The following is a 16,916-nucleotide window of genomic DNA, read 5'->3' as shown; positions in this document are numbered from 1 at the left end:
GCGCGGCGCGACGGTGGTTCAGGACACCGTGGACACCATGCGCAAAATTTCGGAAGAGATGCTGTCGGCGTCTGAGGGGATTGAAGCGCTGGGCAAGCAATCATTGCTGATCAGCTCCATTGTTCAGACCATTGGCGGCATCGCGCAGCAAACCAACCTTCTGGCCCTCAACGCGGCTATTGAGGCGGCACGGGCCGGCGAGCAGGGTCGGGGTTTTGCGGTGGTGGCGGACGAGGTCAGGCAGTTGGCGGGTCGCACCAGCACCGCCACCGAGGAAATCGTCAGCGTGGTGCAACAAAACCAGAACCTGGTGGATGCTGCCGTGCGCGGAATGGCCAACAGCCGGGGTCAGGCGGAGCAGGGGTTGGGGCTGGCGAACGATGCAGGCTCAGTGATCGTCGAAATCCAGGAAGGCGCCCGACAGGTGGTAGGCGCGGTGAGCCGGTTCGCCAATCAGTTGAAGTGAAACCTTCCGGCAATACGTCCCTGTAGGAGCTGCCGAAGGCTGCGATTAGCGGTGTGTCATGTAGGCCGCAATCGGCGCCGTCGTAACCTCCGACAACTCCTACAGGTTTCGCCCGGCTCACGCATTGAGTACCCTTGCGGCCCACACTGCTCCAAGGGAGCCCCGGTGCTCATGAACCTTTCTTTCACGCAATGGCGCAAAGGCCTGTGCTGGGCCGTGCCGTTGGCCATTCTGCTCGCCGGTTGCGATGGCGGAGACAAACAGCCAGCCCCGCCACCAGAACCACCGCCACCGCCGCATACCACTTATAACCAGGCGACCTGGGATGCCCTGCCTGCTGTGTCCGATGCAGACTTGCAAGCCGGTTTCGCCTCGTGGCGCAGCGCTTGTGTGCGACTCAAGGCCGATGCAGTCTGGGGCGCGACCTGTGCCGCGGCGGCTGCAATTCCGGCCAATGCAGCCGCGCCGCAGATTCGCAGCTTCCTGCAGGAAAACCTGCAGGTCTACAGCATGCGCTCGGCTACCGGCAGCGCTGACGGGTTGATCACCGGCTACTACGAACCGGTTTATCCCGGCAGCCTGACCAAGACGGCCAAAGCGTCAGTACCGATCTATGGCGTGCCCGACGACCTGATCATCGTCAACCTGGAAAGCATCTATCCGGAGCTCAAGGGCAAGCGCTTGCGCGGACGTCTCGAAGGCCGTGTGCTCAAGCCCTACGATGATGCTGCGACGATCAACGCCCAAGGCCTGAACGCGCCTGTTGTTGCCTGGCTGACCGACCCGATGGATCTGCAGTTCCTGCAAATCCAGGGTTCTGGCCGGGTTCGGCTGGAGAACGGCAAGCAGTTGCGTATCGCTTACGCCGACCAGAACGGCCGACCTTACCGCGCCATTGGCCGCTGGCTGGTTGAGCAAGGGGCGATCCCGAAGGAGGAGGTCACCATGGGCAGTATTGCTGCATGGGCCAAGGCTAATCCAACGCGTATCCCCGAGTTATTGGGCAGCAACCCCAGTTATGTGTTTTTCACACGTAATCCGGATAGCAATGAAGGGCCTCGTGGCTCGCTGAATGTGCCATTGACGGCCGGTTACAGCGTTGCGATCGACCGCAAAGTGATCCCGCTGGGCAGTTTGCTCTGGCTGTCCACGACCCGGCCGGACGGTACCGCGCTGGTGCGCCCGGTGGCGGCTCAGGACACGGGTGGCGCCATTGCCGGTGAAGTGCGGGCTGATTTGTTCTGGGGCACCGGCGACGATGCGGGGCATCTGGCTGGCGACATGAAACAGAAAGGCAATATCTGGCTGCTATGGCCCAAAGGCATGGCCTTGCCTGAGGGCTGATCACCAATCGCTCGACAGATCATGGCGCTAAAAGCGCCCTGGTCTGCGACTATCTCAAGGCAGCAGATGCGAGGCCTGCAGCGATTTCTACCAGCCGCTGCAATGGTTTGTAACGTTTTTTTATCGCCAAAAAAATGCCATCTTCTGACCGTTCGTCTGCTTATATAAAGCCCCTTTTCAAATTATTGACAGTGTCACTTTGATGGCACATCATGCGCGCCTCGACGGGCTGACTTTTCACCGCCATGGCTGGTTTGTTGGATGAATCAGATCGCGCGGTGGGGATGACTCGCATCATTAAAGTGCTCTGAGCACTCAGGCGACCGCGTATCAACGCGACGTCTTCGAGAGCCTTTCCCCCACAGTTTTGTTGTTGAAAGTTTTGGTAGTTCTGCACTGCTCAGCCGTTCAGGTCTGAGGGTTGCCTATGCATTCGGATTGATGGGGTAGAAAGTTGGGTCATGTCACGTTAGCCATCCGGCAGTTGCAGGATGAGAACATGTTGCTGCGCCAGGGTGGTTTGTATTGGATCGCCCTGGACCTGGCATCAGATGCGGACATGCTGGCTCGGCAGTTCTTGTCCAGCTTGACCGAACAGCACCTCGCCACCCTGGTGAGCACTGTGGGTGATCCTCAAGCCGTCATCGAGCCCATGGAGGCAGACTGCGGACCTTCGGCATTGCGTCTGTTCGCTGTTCCCGGCCAGGCCCTCGGGTACAAATTTCTAACTTCGCTGACGTCCGACCTGCACCGCGTCAACCTGGCTCGCGACAGCTATCTGGTATTGATGTTGTCCGCTGCCAGCCTTGCGCAGTTCACCGATCTGGCGGACCTGCAACGCTGGTGTGAGAGCACCCGTCAATGGCTGGTCAAGCGCAACTGTACGTTGCTGGTGCTGTGCAGTGATCAGGCGCCCCAGTTGCATGAAAAGTTACTGAGCCTCAATGAGCAGATTTCCGGTCTGGCGCAGTTATTCCGTCAGGATGGAGGTGTGCGTTATCAGCTGAATTTCTGGCACAGCGAGCTGGGTGTCTGTGCCGCGCAAGCATTCGACCTGAACGTGGCCGACGGAGCTTTTGCCTTGAGCAAGTCACAGCTGTCCGGCCCGGGGCAAGTGCGCACGGATGACCAGCGTATTTACCTCACGCAGCGTGTGGTCCTTGAGGGGGCTGCACCGTTGTCCGAGCAGTGGCGTCTGTTTGAAAAGCGCAGTGACTTGCTCGAACAGGCCGCTCACGCTCGTGCAGCCAGCGTCATTCTGGCGCTGGAAAGCAACAACGAAGTAGAGCCACTCGCACGCCAGTTGCATCAACTGCGTGAGCATTGCGGTGTGGCTCTCAAAATCATCGTCCGCGAGATGGAGCCTTGCCTGCGCTACCGGGACGAGCGTTTGCTGCTGGCGTGTGGTGCCAACCTGATTGTGCCCGCCAACACGCAACTGGCGAGCTTCATCAGCATGGTGGACAGTGTGCAGGGGCAGCTCTGGCAGTACCGCCAGGCGCCTGACTTTCAGTCGCTGTTCGAACGTCTGCGTCCTCCAGCCCAACGTGGGCTTCTGCCGCCGCGTGAATTCATCGCCTTGCTCGATCAAGTCTACAACGGCGCCTCCGGCGAGCTCGTACACCAGTTGCTGAGCTTGCGACCTCGGGGCGATTTAAAAATCGAGCAATACCTGAACCAGATCAGCTTGCGGCGTTTCGGCGATGTGGCTTGTGTGGTTAACGGAGTTTTCTACTTGTTCCTGTTCGCCTGCCGAGGTGACGGTCTGGAGCCGGCACTGGGGAACATTTGCCGCTTGCCCTGGCGAGACCTGTTCAGTGACTGCAAGACACTTTCAGCGGCAGACATGCTGCCACGTCAGGATTTTATCGACGCATCAGAGCTTCTGGAAACTTCGCGACTGGCGACTGAGCAGGTGACGGCAGACCTGAATCAGGCAATCACCCAGGTTGGCTTTACACCGCAACGCGTCAGACTGACCCTGTCGGAGCACTGCTCATGAACTTTACCGAGCTGCTGCAGGTAATTGCCGTCAGTTGCCTGTTGACCGTGGCGTTCATGCTGGCGCTGCACCGTTTCCAACAGAGCCTCAAGCTGTGGTTCCAGCGCTACTTGCCGCCACGCTATCTGAAGCCTCGTGGCGTACGTCGACGCGTGCCTGCTCCGGCCTCTGCGAGTGACGCTCATGACCCATCCTGAAAGCGTCAACGGCGCATCTGCGCACCCCCGTGATGTCTGGGTCTGGCCTGGGCTGGGTCTGTGGAACCTGTATTTCATCATCAAGCTGGCCTTGCTGTGGGGCGGTTATCTGAACTTGCAGATCCTGCCGAATCTGGTGTTCGCGGCGGTACTGCTGGTGCCGTTGCGTCACCGATATCTGGCGCTGCTGCGCACCTTGATCGCGATACCGCTGGGCGTGGCGTTGTTCTATCAGGATACGTGGCTGCCGCCTTTCAGCCGTTTGCTGGATCAACCGGGTGTCTTGAATTTCACCGGCGATTACCTGCTTGAGCTGGCTGGACGTTTCATTGACTGGAACCTGTGCGGCGCTTTGCTGGTGTTGGTTGTGGGGTATTTCTTTGTACGCCAATGGCTGCGCCTGACCACCCTGACGCTGGCCGGGTTTGCCTGGCTGGGTGGTTCGGGTCTGTTGGCGATGCATGCCCCCGTTCAGCAGCCAGTCAATCAGGTGGCCGGTGTTACGAGTACGACCAGCGCTGGCGAACCGGATAGCTCGACGCTGGATGCTTATCTGCAAAAGTTCTATAGCACCGAGGCAGGGCGTCAGGTTGCTTTTCTGCCCTCAGAGTCGGCAGCTCAACCCTTCGATCTGCTGCTGATCAATATCTGTTCGATGGCCTGGGATGATCTGGACGCCGTCGGCATGCGCGACAACAAATTGTTGCAGCAGATGGACGTGGTGTTCGACAACTTCAACTCGGCTACTTCCTACAGTGGCCCCGCCGCAATTCGACTACTGCGTGCCAGCTGCGGTCAGCAACCGCACAACAAATTGTATGGCGTGGCGCCCGAGCAATGCCTGTTGATGGATGACCTGCGCAAGCTGGGTTTCGACAGTGAAGTCATGCTCAATCACACCGGACAGTTCGAAGGTTTTATCGACGAGGTTCGCGCCCAGGGATCCTTGCCTGGTCCGGCCGTCAGTACCACCGGTTTGCAGCGTTCGCTGGTCGCCTTCGACGGTTCGCCGATCTGGCGTGACCGCGACGTACTGGATAAATGGTGGCAGCACCGTGAAGGGCAAAAAGACGCCCGCGTGGCGCTGTTTTACAACACCACGACACTGCATGACGGCAACCGGGCCCTGACTGCCGATGGCGGGACTAAAAGCGCCGAGTATAAGCCGCGTGCGCAGAACCTGGTCGATGACCTCAGCGCATTCCTCAAAGCGCTGGAAAAGAGCGGGCGGCGTGTTGCTGTCGTGATCGTGCCTGAGCACGGTGCAGCCCTGCACGGCGATCGTATGCAGATCGATGGAATGCGGGAAATCCCGAGCCCGTCGATTACCCATGTACCGGTGGGCATCAAGCTGATCGGTATGGGCAAAAACCCACGCTCGGAGCCGTTGCACATCGCCGAGCCGAGCAGCTATCTGGCGGTCTCGGAAATTATCTCGCGCTTGTATGCCGCCCCGCCTCAAGGGGACGGCCTGGCACCTGACTGGCAGGTCTTGCTGGCCAATTTGCCACAGACCCCAATGGTCTCGGAAAACTCTGGAACCGTGGTTCTCGACTACGCCGGCAAGCCTTACGTTCGGATCAAGGAGAAGGGCGCATGGCTGCCATACCCGCAAAGGTTCAAGTGAGAAATCAGGCGCTGTCGCGCAATGAACGTGCGGATGACATCGCTCGACTCAAAGTCGAGCTGAGTCTGCCGAGCCTTGAGTACATTGATATCTCGGCACAGCTGGAGCTGAGCCGCGCCCTGCAGCGTTGGCCATTGCTGGTTGATCTGGCGGCGGGCAGCGAGCTGTCGCAGGGCTTGCCGGTGAACCAGCCGATGCGCAAAAACAGGTTCGGAGCGCAATCGTGACAACGCTGAGCTTGCGCGGCGTGCGTGGCGGCGTGGGCGTCAGCTCGTTGCTGGCGGCCGTGGGCTACGCGCTGGAAAGTCTCGGCGAGCGGGTATTGATGATCGATATGTGCCCGGAAAACATGCTGCGCCTGCATTTCAATCTGCCTGCCGCAGAGTCCGCTGGCTGGGCTCGGGCCATGCTGGATGGCGAGGATTGGTCCGCGCAGGCCTGGAGCGTGACACCCTCCCTGCAGCTCTTGCCTTACGGGCAACTGACCCAAGACGAAAGCATGCTCATTGAGGCGCAACTGAGCGACGACCCGCTTATCTGGAGTCGACGTCAGGCGAGTCTGTCGGCGCATTACGACTGGCTTCTGTTCGATGTTCCGCAACGCCTGAGTGGGCACGCGACAATTGGCCCGTGCCTGTTCCCGATCCGGGTGGCTCAGGCGGATGCCGCCTGCCATGTACTGCTGCTCCAGCCATCTGCCGATACGACGCCAGTGCTGGTCAATCGCTACGATCCCGGCAGCCAGTTGCAGCGTGATTTGCTGTTGATCTGGCGTAAGCATCACGCGTCGCGTCTATTGCCGCTGACGGTGCATGCCGATGAAGCACTGAGCGAGTCGTTGGCGTGCAAGCAGCCCGTCGGCCAATACGCCCCTGACAGTCTTGCCGCGCAGGACGCGCTGAGCCTGGCGACCTGGTGTCTGACTCGCCGTGGTGAGCTGGAATGATCGCTCGTTACTTCCCCTACATGCGGCTGCGTCGCCAATACGACTGTTATCCCCCGACGGCGATGTTGCTGGCGTCGCTGATCTGTCTGGGCTGGCTTTTTTTGCGTCTGGAATCTCCGGTCTGGCAGCGGCTGCTGGAGCAGCGCCAACGCTGGTATCCGCATCTGGCTGGCCAGCCGCCGCGTGCCGGAGATCCTTTGCGTATTGCCTTGCAAAGCATCTGGCTGCTGGTGTTTCGACCCTGGCCGAGCTATCGCCGCCGAGCGGTGCCGCAATGGCTGCGCACCGGCGTACAGATCAACCGGAGCGTCTGGACACGTCTCGGGATGCTGTTTGATAGCTTGCCTGTCCGGCTGACGCAGAGTCGGTCTGTGCATGACAGTGCCAAATGGTGGCAAACCCTGAGTCCCCGGCAGCAGCGCTATTTGAGTTATATCTGCGCCTCCGTCGCCCTGCTTCTGGTGGTGGTGTGCATCACCGAACCCTTCAGCTACTTCTCGCAGATGTTGTTCGTGATTCTGCTGTGGGCGGTGGCAATGCTGATTCGACGCGTGCCGGGGCGTTTTCCGACCCTGCTGTTGATCATGCTGTCGATCATCGTTTCGTGCCGTTACCTGTGGTGGCGTTATACCGCGACTTTGAACTGGGACAGCCCGCTGGACCTGGCTTGCGGGATCATGTTGCTGATCGCCGAAACTTACTCCTGGCTGGTCCTGTTGCTCGGTTACATTCAGACCTGCTGGCCATTGCAACGACCTCCGGCGCAATTGCCCCGGGACACGCGCCTGTGGCCTACCGTGGATCTATTGATCCCGACCTACAACGAAGATTTGTCCATCGTGCGCGGCACGGTATATGCCGCGCTGGGCATCGACTGGCCGCACGACAAACTGCGCATCTCGATTCTCGATGATGGCAAGCGCGAAGCCTTTCGACTGTTTGCCGAGCAGGCCGGGGTCAACTACATCACCCGCTCCGACAACAAGCACGCCAAGGCCGGTAACCTGAACCATGCGTTGCAGCAACTCGATGGCGAGTTGGTGGCGATTTTCGACTGCGACCACGTGCCGGTGCGCTCATTCCTGCAGTTGACCGTGGGCTGGTTCCTGCGCGATCCGAAGCTGGCGCTGGTGCAGACACCGCATCACTTCCTGTCCCCGGACCCTTTTGAGCGCAACCTCGACACCTTCCGGCAGCGTCCCAACGAAGGCGAGTTGTTCTACGGTCTGGTACAGGACGGTAACGACATGTGGAACGCCGCGTTCTTTTGCGGCTCATGCGCCGTGCTGCGTCGCTCTGCGCTTGATGACATCGGCGGCTTCGCCGTAGAAACCGTGACCGAGGATGCGCACACCGCATTGCGTCTGCATCGTCGTGGCTGGAATTCTGCCTACGTGCGGATCCCCCAGGCCGCGGGGTTGGCCACTGAAAGCCTGTCGGCGCACATCGGGCAACGGATTCGCTGGGCGCGAGGTATGGCGCAGATTTTCCGTACCGATAACCCGCTGCTCGGCAAAGGCCTGACGATCTTTCAACGCATCTGCTACGCCAACGCGATGCTGCACTTTCTGGCTGGCCTGCCGCGTCTGGTGTTTCTCACTGCACCTTTGGCTTTTCTGCTGCTGCACGCCTACATCATCTATGCACCGGCACTGATGATTGTCCTGTACGTGATTCCGCACATGGTTCACGCCAGCCTGACCAACTCCAGAATGCAGGGCGAGCATCGCCTGACGTTCTGGGGCGAGGTCTATGAAACGGTCCTCGCCTGGTACATCGCCCGACCCACCACCGTGGCGTTGTTCAATCCAAAGAAAGGCAAGTTCAACGTCACCGCCAAGGGCGGCCTTATGAGCGAGAACCAGTTCGACTGGGCAATCGCCAGACCCTATCTGGTACTGGCCGCACTCAACGTCCTGGGGTTGGGGTTTGCGGTATGGCGGCTGTTCAGCGGCCCCACCAACGAAATCGGCACCATTCTGGTCAGCATGCTGTGGGTGTCTTACAACCTGCTGATTGTGGGGGCCGCGGTGGCGATTGCTGCCGAGGTTCGTCAGGTGCGTGAAACCCATCGTGTCCAGGCCCGCTTGCCTGCCGCTGTGCGTCTGCCGAACGGGCGTTTCTACCCCGGCATGCTGGTGGACTACTCAGATGGTGGCGCAGGTATCGAACTGGATGCGCACTTGAGTTTGCCAATGGGCGAACGGATCAGCCTGTTGATGCAGCGTGGTGAACGCGAGTTTCTGTTTTCCGGAATTGTCAGCCGTAGCCACAAGAACTTCGTCGGTATCTCGCTGAACGAACTGTCTGCGCAACAGAAAATCGACTACGTGCAATGCACCTTCGCCCGTGCCGATGCCTGGTTGAACTGGAGCGAGGATTTCGTCCCGGATCGCCCACTGCACAGTTTCATTGACGTGCTCGGGCTGGGCTTGCGCGGCTATTACCGCCTTTACCAGTACTTGCCTGCCTGGCTGCGGACCTTGGCTCGGCCCTTTGTACGCGTGTGTGCCTGGCTGCTCGGCTATGTGCCGCGCTTCGCCAAACCTGAACCTTATTCCTCATCCTCCCGATCGGTATGTGCCCCATGAGTCGCTCATTTAACTTAACCCTGGCGAGTCTGCTGTTGGTGGCCATGACCTGTGCTCGCGCCCAGACAGCGGTGGTTGCCGCCCCTGAAGCCACGGTTTCTGGCATTACGCCAAGCTGGAATGTCACCCGTAATTTTTCGCAATTGGGTCGGCCTTCAGACAGTCTGTTACTGGGTACGCACAATACCGATCAGTTTGAGTTCACCATGCGCCGCGACCGCATCGCCAGTGATGCCACGCTGCAACTGGAATACACCCCTTCACCAGCGTTACTGCCGACGCTCTCGCACCTGCGGGTTTACCTCAACGAAGTGTTGATGAGCGTCATCCCGATTGAAAAGGATCAGTTGGGCAAGAAAGTCGTCCGCCCGGTGCAGCTTGATCCTCGTTTGATCAGCGACTTCAACCGGGTACGGCTGGAGTTTGTCGGGCATTACACCGACATCTGCGAAGAGCCATCCAATAGCGCGTTGTGGGTCAATATCGGCCGCACCAGCCAGATTGCGCTGAAAGAGCAGGCGTTGATCATCAAGAACGACCTCGCGTTTTTCCCGATGCCTTTCTTCGATGCTCGCGGTTATGACAAGCCGGTGCTCAACATGGTGTTTGCAGCCTCGCCGACACTGGGCGAGCAGCAGGCCGCCGGGATTCTGGCCTCGTACTTCGGCAGCCTCGCGGCCTGGCGCGCCATGACCTTCCCGGTGCTGTTCGATCAGTTGCCTGCGGCAGCGACCGATCAGGTCACGTCATCCGTTGTCTTTGCCACCAATGCCCATCGCCCGGCGTTCCTGGCGGATATGCAACGCTACCCCGCAGTCGATGCGCCAGTGGTGCAGATCATTGATAACCCTAACGACCGTTTCAGCAAGGTGCTGCTGGTGCTGGGGCGTGATGAGACCGACCTGGTCACTGCCGCTCAGGCCCTGGCATTGGGCGGGGATCTGTTTCGTGGTGACCGAGTCGTCATCGACAAACTGCAGCAGATCCAGCCGCGCAAGCCCTACGATGCGCCGAACTGGATGCGCACTGATCGTCCGGTGCGCTTCGCCGAGCTGATCAAGTACCCGGAGCAGTTGCGTGTCAGCGGTCTGCAGCCACTGCCGATCAGCCTGGACATCAATCTGCCGCCGGACCTGTTTGTCTGGCGCAACCAGGGCATTCCGCTGCAAACCAAATACCGCTACACGCCGCCCGCGTACAACGATGGTTCGCGTCTCAACATCAGCCTCAACAACCAGTTCATTACCAGCCTGCCATTGCAGGTCAACAGTAATGACCGGCTTGAAGAGTTGCGCCTTGCGGTGACGTCCAGCGAGTCAGCTAACGTCAACGAAAACCTGTCGGTCCCGGCGCTGAAAATTGGTGACCGTAACAACCTGCGCTTCAATTTCAGTTTCGCCACGACCAACAGCGGATCACAGCGTGATCGCTGCCAGACGTCATTGCCGGTAGACACGCAAGCAGTGATCGATGACCAATCGAGTATTGATATGTCGGGCTATCACCACTATATGGCCATGCCTGATCTGGCAGCCTTCGCGCGCAGCGGTTTCCCGTACAGCCGCATGGCAGACCTCTCCGAAAGCGTCGTGTTGTTGCCATCTCAAGCCAGTGCCGTGCAACTGAGCACTTACCTTGAGGCCGTCGCGGGCATCTCGGCCCGCTCCGGATTACCGGCGATGAACCTCAAGGTCAGCGATAACTGGGCCGAGGCGTCCAAATACGACGCGGACCTGCTGGTGCTCGGTGCTTTCGCCCCAGGCATGCGCGATAACCGCGACATGAACCTACTCCTGGATCGCTCCCGCAACTGGCTACTCAAAGCCAACCAGCAAGGGCCGGGCTACGCCTCGGTCATCAAGGGTGAAGGCAGCCCGGGGGGTAGCCGTGTCGAGGTTTCGGCCCAAGGCCCGATTGCTGCGATCGTTGGCTTGCAGTCGCCCAACCATGATCAGCGCAGCGTCGTCGCGCTGCTGGCGACCACCGACGCCGACTACGGCTTGCTACGTGAGACGCTCGGCGACAGCGGCAAGATGGATGCGGTCGCCGGTTCGGTCGCGTTGATCCGCAGCAGCGGCGTCAGTAGCCAAGTGGTCGGCGATCATTACTTTGTCGGCGAACTGCCGTGGTGGCTGATGCTCTGGTTCAAGCTTTCCAATCATCCTGTCCTGCTGGCATTCATGGCGGTCGGCGGGGTGTTGCTCAGTGCGTTTCTGATCTGGCGCTTGTTGCAGTGGGCGGCTCGTCGCCGTCTGGCTTATGAAGAGTAAGTCGTCGGTGAACATCCTGGGGTTATCGCTGTTCACCGTTGCCTTGTCGTTTCTGACACAGCAAGCGCAGGGTGCGCCTGCGTGTAACTGGCCTGCATGGGAAAGTTACAAGCAGCATATGGTCAGCCCTGAAGGGCGGGTTATCGACCGCTCCACCCAGCAGCAGATCACCACGTCTGAAGGGCAGAGCTACGGCTTGTTTTTTGCGCTGGTGGCCAACGACCGGGACAGCTTCGATCGCTTACTGAACTGGACCCGCGATAACCTCGCCGGCGGCGACCTCGCGAGTCGCTTGCCTGCCTGGCAATGGGGGCTGGATAAGACTGGCCAGTGGCAGGTGCTCGATCCCAACAATGCCAGTGATGCTGATCTGTGGATCGCCTACAGCCTGCTGGAGGCGGGGCGTCTCTGGCGCAGGCCGGATTACTTGCAGCTGGGTAATCAGTTACTTTGGCGCAGTGCCGCTCAGACCTTGCGCAAACTGCCGGGGCTGGGCCTGATGTTGTTGCCTGGAGACGTAGGGTTCGAGTCCGCTCAGGGCTGGCGTTTGAACCCCAGCTATGTGCCGCCGCAACTGTTTGCCCGCTTTGCTTTGATCGCCCCGATATGGTCCGAAGTGGCGAAAAACTCCCGTCGTCTGTTGATCGATGGTTCTCCCAAAGGCTTCGCCCCGGACTGGCTGATATGGCAGGCCGGGCAGGGCGGGATCATTGAAAGGCAAAACGCCAAAGGCAGCTACGACGCCATTCGCGTCTATCTCTGGTCAGGCATGTTGGCGCCCGATGCGCCAGAGCGAGCCTCGCTGCTGGCGCACCTCAAACCCATGGCCGAAGCAACGGCGAGGCTGGGCTTCGTGCCCGAACAGGTAGCCACCGCAACCGGCGAGCAAACCGGCACCGGCCCCGTGGGGTTCTCGGCGGCGCTCTTGCCGCTGCTGGCCAACGACACCGCTGCGTTGCCTACCCAGCGCGAGCGTCTGCGTCTGAACCCGCCCTTGGCTGATGCTTATTACAATCAGTCACTGCTGATGTTCGGACAGGGCTGGGATGAACAGCGCTATCAATTCGACAAGGATGGGCGCTTGCAACCGAACTGGGCAGCGTCATGCAAAAAGTGAGTCCTCTACCCACTTCGGCTTGCCGGCGCTTACCCAACGCAACACTCAAGGCTTTGGCGCTGTGCAGTGCTTTGTCCCTGTCCGGCTTGAGCGGTGCGGCATTCAGTGCCAACGCGCCGGTTACGCCTCAGGACCAACAACAGTGGCTGCTGCAACAGGCACGCGTGGGCGAGGCGTTGTATCGCGAAGATCTGGTCAGCGATGCCATGGCGCGACTGGAGCTGATTGCGCCCAATCACCCTCAAGTGCTGGTGGGGAAAATCCGCCAGGCGCTGGCCGACAAAAGCGCGCCACTCAACACCGCCTGGATCGAGCAACTCATGGCTCGTCTGCGTCAGCAGGGGCCAGACACTGCGGCATTGCGTCAGGCTACGGCGCTGATCCGGCTTAACAGCCCGGAAGGTCTGCGACAGCTGCAACAGGCGCGTTTACTGGCTGCCGCCGGACGTTTCGATCAGGCGAGCGAGGCCTTCGAGCAGTTGTTTGGCAACGAACCGCCGGACCTGCCTTCAGCGCTGGAATATTGGAGTGCGCGCAGTCGCATCAGCGGTCAACGGCCTGTGGTGATCGAGCATCTGCAGAGCCTTGATCGCGACTATCCGGGCAATGCCAGCGTGCGCCAGATGTTGGTTGGCCTGCTGTTTGCGGAGGGGCGTAATGACCAGGCGCTGGCGGTGCTGCATCAGTTGGCGGCCGATCCGCAGGCGAGCAACAACGCGGCCGAGCGCGAGTTCATCTACCTGAGCACTTTGCCGGTAAGCACTGAAACGGTTGGCAGGTGGCAGACCTTTCTCGGTTATTACCCGTTTTCCACGTTCAAGAAGGATGCTGCCCAGCGGCTGGCTGAACAGCAACGTCTGCTCGCCGATCCTGCGTGGCAGGCGGGTGCTCAGGGCAAGCGTCTGCTCGAGCGCGACAACCCCGCCGACAATCCTCAGGCGGAAGCGCTATTGCGCCGCGCAGTTAAAGCCTATCCGCAGGACTCAAGCTTCTATGGCGCTTTGGGTACCGCTTTGATGCGGCAGGATAAATACCCGGCAGCCCTTGAAGCGTTTTCTGTTGCGCTGACCAAGGAGCAAGACACTTACTACATCAGTAAGTGGCAAGACCTGCAGCAGCTGACCCGCAATTGGTTGATCCTCCAACAGGGCGACGAAGCCTTGCAGCGCAAGGATTACGCCAAGGCGCGCAAGGCGTATCAGCAGGCCCGAACCCTCAATCCAAATGCTGCCGCGCCATTGATCGGTCTATCCGGTGTGGCCCTTGGCGAAGCTGATGACATCGGCGCCGAAGCGCTGCTATTGCAAGCGCGCAAGGTTGAGCCGAACAACACTAGCGTGCTGCGTGCCTTGGTGCGCTTGTACCGCGGGCAGTCCAGTGCCAAGGCCGAAGCCTTTCTTGATAGTTTGCCAGCCAGTAACCAGGCTGAATTTGCAGCCTTGCGTCAGAGCTTCGAGCTGGAGCGTTTGAACCTGCAAGCCGACTTGCTCAGCGAGCGCTCTGACTGGGTGCAACTGGTGCCGCTGCTGAAAAAGATCCGGCAGTTGGACCCGGATAATCCTTGGCTGACGTATCGTCTGGCCGCTGCCGAGATAGCGCTGGGTAAACCTGCGCAAGCCGATGACGCATTTAGCCAACTGTTGGCGCGTCAAGGTAATAATCCCGAAGCGCGTTACGCACATGGCCTGTACCTGGCCAACGTCAATCGTGATCCCGATGTGTTGAGCAGTCTTGGTCAAATTCCGTCCAGCGCATGGACGGACAACATGCGCGAATTGGCAGCACGGATCAAACGCAGGCAATTGCTGGCCCAGGCCCAACAGTTGCGTGATGCCGGGCGTGAACCGCAGGCGATAGCCTTGCTGCGGGCAAATAATCCGACACCGGACGATTTCGCCACGCTGGCCGATTGGGCCATGCAACGGGCTGATTACCCCGAGGCCGAGAACGAGTACCGCAAGGTGCTCAGAGAGGATCCGCAGAACGCCGAAGCTCAGTTGGGTCTGATCGAAGTGCAGATTGCGACAGGACGTATGCCTCAGGCGCATGCGGCACTGAAGAACATGGTCGTGGCGCCTTCCGCTCCGGTGGGCTGGCAGCGACGTCTGGCCAATGCCTGGTCGGCGGTGGGTGAAAAGGACAAGGCCAATGCGATCTTTGCCCAGTTGCTGAAAACCCCGCAGACCGACCCATTGTTGTACCGCGATGCCGCGCGTCTTATGGCCAGGGAACACCCGCAGCAGGCGCTGGATAACTACGCCCTGAGCATGGCCTCGGCCGGGTTGATCTCCAGTGCTCAGGCCAGCCCTCGGGATAACGTCGCCATGACCGAGGCCAGCCGTGCCAAGGACGGCGACGACTGGCTACCGCGTAGCCTGCGCAGCGATGTCGATGAGCTGTACAAAAGCCAGAATCCGACAGTCAATCTGTACCGCGATTTTGCCTGGCGCACGGACAACACCGCGCCGGGGATTTCCGACCTCAACACCCAGACCACTATTTTGCGTATCGACGCGCCGTTTGCCGAGGGGCAGGGGTTTGTGCAGGCCGAACAGGTCGACCTTGACGCGAGTGCCTTCGACACCGACGCCGACGGTCTGCATCGGGAAACATTCGGCACCTGTGCCGTCCAGTTCCGTGACCGAACCACGGGGGCACTGGCTGCCAACGGCTGTCGCAGTACTTCGCAAAGCACTTCCGGGCCTGGCCTGGCCGTGGGCTGGAAAAACGCCCAGTGGGCTGTGGACCTGGGCCATACACCGCAAGGTTTTGAAGTCGGCAACTGGTTGGGCGGTATCGCCTACAGCAGTGACTGGCGATCCATCGGCTGGACGCTGACGGCTTCGCGCCGCCCGGTGAGCAACTCGGTGGTGTCCTATGCGGGCGCTGTTGATCCTGTAACCGGCACCCGTTGGGGCGGCGTGACCAGTAACGGCCTGACGTTGAGTCTGAGTCATGACGAGGGCGGCGTGGATGGCGTATGGGCCAGCTTTGGCAGCCATTGGTTGCGTGGCACAAACGTGGTCGACAATCAGCGGCTCTCTGCCATGACCGGCTATTACTATCGGCTGATGGACCGCGCCAACGAGCGCATGCGTACCGGTCTGACGCTGATGTACTGGGGCTACGACAAGGACCTCAGTGAGTACACGCTGGGGCAAGGCGGTTACTACAGCCCGCAACAGTACTATTCGATTGGCGTACCGTTCAGCTATGCCTGGCGCAACGCTGACTGGTCGGTCCAGCTGGACAGTTCAGTGGGCTGGTCTTTCTCCAAGACCGACAGCAGCGATCTGTATCCTCTGGACGGACCTGCTGGCAAGTTCTTCAGCCAGGCGGCAGCCGCCGGGCTGGATATCGATGGCAGCACCACCCTGACCAAAGACGCGAGCAGCAGCACTGGCGCAAGTGTACGTTTGCAAGCTTCTCTGGAGCGACGCCTGAGCGATCATCTGGTGCTCGGCTCGGGTATCGCCCTGCAACATAGCGAAGGCTACGCGCCGAGTCGCGCGATGCTTTATCTGCGCTACACGTTTGATGAGTGGCAAGGCAATCTGCCGATGCCGATCGAAGCGGTAACGCCTTATGCGGACATGCGTTAAGGCCGAATGGGGAGGGCAGGGCGAGACGGCTGTCCAAGCGGTCAGCTTTTCGCCCGTCGGTCGCTTAAAACCGGGCTTTATACGTGGGTATGATTTCACGATCGCTCTGGGCTGGTTACCGTGCAGGCCATGAGTGCGCAGATCATCGGCACTTTTACTCATTGGTATCGAAGGTAACTGGTTTTGGCTAAATCCCCGGTGATCGCGGTCGTCGACGACGACACAGCAGTCCGCACTGGCATCGACAGTCTTGTTCGCTCTCTGGGGTTCGTCGCCTGCCTGTTCGCTTCGGCCGAGGAGTTCCTGATATCGCCCTTTCTGCAAAAGGCTGATTGCCTCATCACCGACGTGCAAATGCCTGGCATGAGTGGCGTTGAATTGCATGAGCATCTGAGCCGTCAGGGTCTGCAGATCCCGACCATCTTCATTACCGCCTTCCCTGAAGAATCCGTGCGCAAACGCGCAATGACCGGCAGCGCCGTGGGCTTTCTGAGCAAACCCTTCAATGCCCAGGTGCTGATCGATTGCATCGAATCGGCTTTCCCGGTGGTTTGAGTCTCGCTGTAAACGAATTGCAGCAGTGAGACCGTGCAGTCGTACAGCAAACGCGGGTCATGTAGGAGTGAGCTTGCTCGCGATTCGGTCTATTGGTCGACGAATGTATCGCCTGAACCGACACTATCAAGAACTCCGCTTTCGCGACCCCCGTTAGCGCCTATCAAATAAAATGCAATCCCGGATTGAATTCTGTCCT

At 59.8% G+C, this 16,916-nt stretch carries 12 protein-coding genes; all 12 read left to right on the top strand.

What is annotated here, in order from left to right; all coding sequences use genetic code 11:
• Positions 1–13: 13 nt before the first annotated feature.
• Positions 14–466 carry a methyl-accepting chemotaxis protein gene (locus AUC60_RS28660; protein ID WP_420800760.1) on the top strand — a complete coding sequence of 151 codons (453 nt, stop codon included), beginning with the start codon at positions 14–16 and terminating at the stop codon, positions 464–466.
• 171 nt (positions 467–637) lie between these two features.
• Positions 638–1,810 carry a murein transglycosylase A gene (gene mltA, locus AUC60_RS25295; protein ID WP_087274005.1) on the top strand — a complete coding sequence of 391 codons (1,173 nt, stop codon included), beginning with the start codon at positions 638–640 and terminating at the stop codon, positions 1,808–1,810.
• A gap of 454 nt (positions 1,811–2,264) precedes the next feature.
• Positions 2,265–3,812, top strand: a complete 1,548-nt coding sequence (gene bcsE, locus AUC60_RS25290; RefSeq protein WP_087274003.1) for a cellulose biosynthesis protein BcsE — start codon at positions 2,265–2,267, stop codon at positions 3,810–3,812.
• Complete coding sequence (gene bcsF / locus AUC60_RS25285) at positions 3,809–4,009, top strand: cellulose biosynthesis protein BcsF (RefSeq protein WP_087274001.1); 201 nt, start codon at positions 3,809–3,811, stop codon at positions 4,007–4,009. Before bcsE ends, bcsF begins: the two co-directional genes overlap by 4 nt.
• Positions 3,996–5,636 carry a cellulose biosynthesis protein BcsG gene (gene bcsG, locus AUC60_RS25280; RefSeq protein ID WP_087273999.1) on the top strand — a complete coding sequence of 547 codons (1,641 nt, stop codon included), beginning with the start codon at positions 3,996–3,998 and terminating at the stop codon, positions 5,634–5,636. Before bcsF ends, bcsG begins: the two co-directional genes overlap by 14 nt.
• Positions 5,606–5,863, top strand: a complete 258-nt coding sequence (gene bcsR, locus AUC60_RS25275; protein ID WP_087273997.1) for a cellulose biosynthesis protein BcsR — start codon at positions 5,606–5,608, stop codon at positions 5,861–5,863. The genes bcsG and bcsR overlap by 31 nt, the downstream gene beginning before the upstream one ends.
• Positions 5,860–6,582 carry a cellulose biosynthesis protein BcsQ gene (bcsQ, locus tag AUC60_RS25270; RefSeq protein WP_087273995.1) on the top strand — a complete coding sequence of 241 codons (723 nt, stop codon included), beginning with the start codon at positions 5,860–5,862 and terminating at the stop codon, positions 6,580–6,582. Before bcsR ends, bcsQ begins: the two co-directional genes overlap by 4 nt.
• Positions 6,579–9,173, top strand: coding sequence for a UDP-forming cellulose synthase catalytic subunit (gene bcsA, locus AUC60_RS25265; RefSeq protein WP_087273993.1), 2,595 nt, complete (start codon positions 6,579–6,581; stop codon positions 9,171–9,173). The genes bcsQ and bcsA overlap by 4 nt, the downstream gene beginning before the upstream one ends.
• Complete coding sequence (bcsB, locus tag AUC60_RS25260) at positions 9,170–11,443, top strand: cellulose biosynthesis cyclic di-GMP-binding regulatory protein BcsB (protein WP_238599638.1); 2,274 nt, start codon at positions 9,170–9,172, stop codon at positions 11,441–11,443. Before bcsA ends, bcsB begins: the two co-directional genes overlap by 4 nt.
• Positions 11,433–12,560 (top strand): cellulose synthase complex periplasmic endoglucanase BcsZ, encoded by a 1,128-nt coding sequence (gene bcsZ, locus AUC60_RS25255; RefSeq protein ID WP_087273989.1) that lies wholly within the window; start codon positions 11,433–11,435, stop codon positions 12,558–12,560. Before bcsB ends, bcsZ begins: the two co-directional genes overlap by 11 nt.
• The gene (gene bcsC, locus AUC60_RS25250) at positions 12,548–16,162 is read left to right on the top strand and encodes a cellulose synthase complex outer membrane protein BcsC (protein ID WP_087273987.1); all 3,615 of its coding nucleotides are present in this window, start codon (positions 12,548–12,550) and stop codon (positions 16,160–16,162) included. The genes bcsZ and bcsC overlap by 13 nt, the downstream gene beginning before the upstream one ends.
• A 183-nt stretch (positions 16,163–16,345) precedes the next feature.
• On the top strand, positions 16,346–16,717 hold the full coding sequence (locus AUC60_RS25245) for a response regulator transcription factor (RefSeq protein WP_087273986.1): 372 nt from the start codon (positions 16,346–16,348) through the stop codon (positions 16,715–16,717).
• The last annotated feature ends 199 nt before the right edge of the window (positions 16,718–16,916 follow it).

Source organism: Pseudomonas caspiana (assembly GCF_002158995.1).
Taxonomy (GTDB): domain Bacteria; phylum Pseudomonadota; class Gammaproteobacteria; order Pseudomonadales; family Pseudomonadaceae; genus Aquipseudomonas; species Aquipseudomonas caspiana.
This window is presented reverse-complemented; position numbering and strand designations above follow the sequence as displayed.

What these genes read in the sequence shown, in the direction of transcription:
- mltA (WP_087274005.1), top strand. Translation starts at nt 638, where the DNA reads ATGAACCTTTCTTTCACGCAATGGCGCAAAGGCCTGTGCTGGGCCGTG.
- bcsF (WP_087274001.1), top strand. Translation starts at nt 3,809, where the DNA reads ATGAACTTTACCGAGCTGCTGCAGGTAATTGCCGTCAGTTGCCTGTTG.
- bcsG (WP_087273999.1), top strand. Translation starts at nt 3,996, where the DNA reads ATGACCCATCCTGAAAGCGTCAACGGCGCATCTGCGCACCCCCGTGAT.
- bcsR (WP_087273997.1), top strand. Translation starts at nt 5,606, where the DNA reads ATGGCTGCCATACCCGCAAAGGTTCAAGTGAGAAATCAGGCGCTGTCG.
- bcsA (WP_087273993.1), top strand. Translation starts at nt 6,579, where the DNA reads ATGATCGCTCGTTACTTCCCCTACATGCGGCTGCGTCGCCAATACGAC.
- bcsB (WP_238599638.1), top strand. Translation starts at nt 9,170, where the DNA reads ATGAGTCGCTCATTTAACTTAACCCTGGCGAGTCTGCTGTTGGTGGCC.
- bcsZ (WP_087273989.1), top strand. Translation starts at nt 11,433, where the DNA reads ATGAAGAGTAAGTCGTCGGTGAACATCCTGGGGTTATCGCTGTTCACC.
- bcsC (WP_087273987.1), top strand. Translation starts at nt 12,548, where the DNA reads ATGCAAAAAGTGAGTCCTCTACCCACTTCGGCTTGCCGGCGCTTACCC.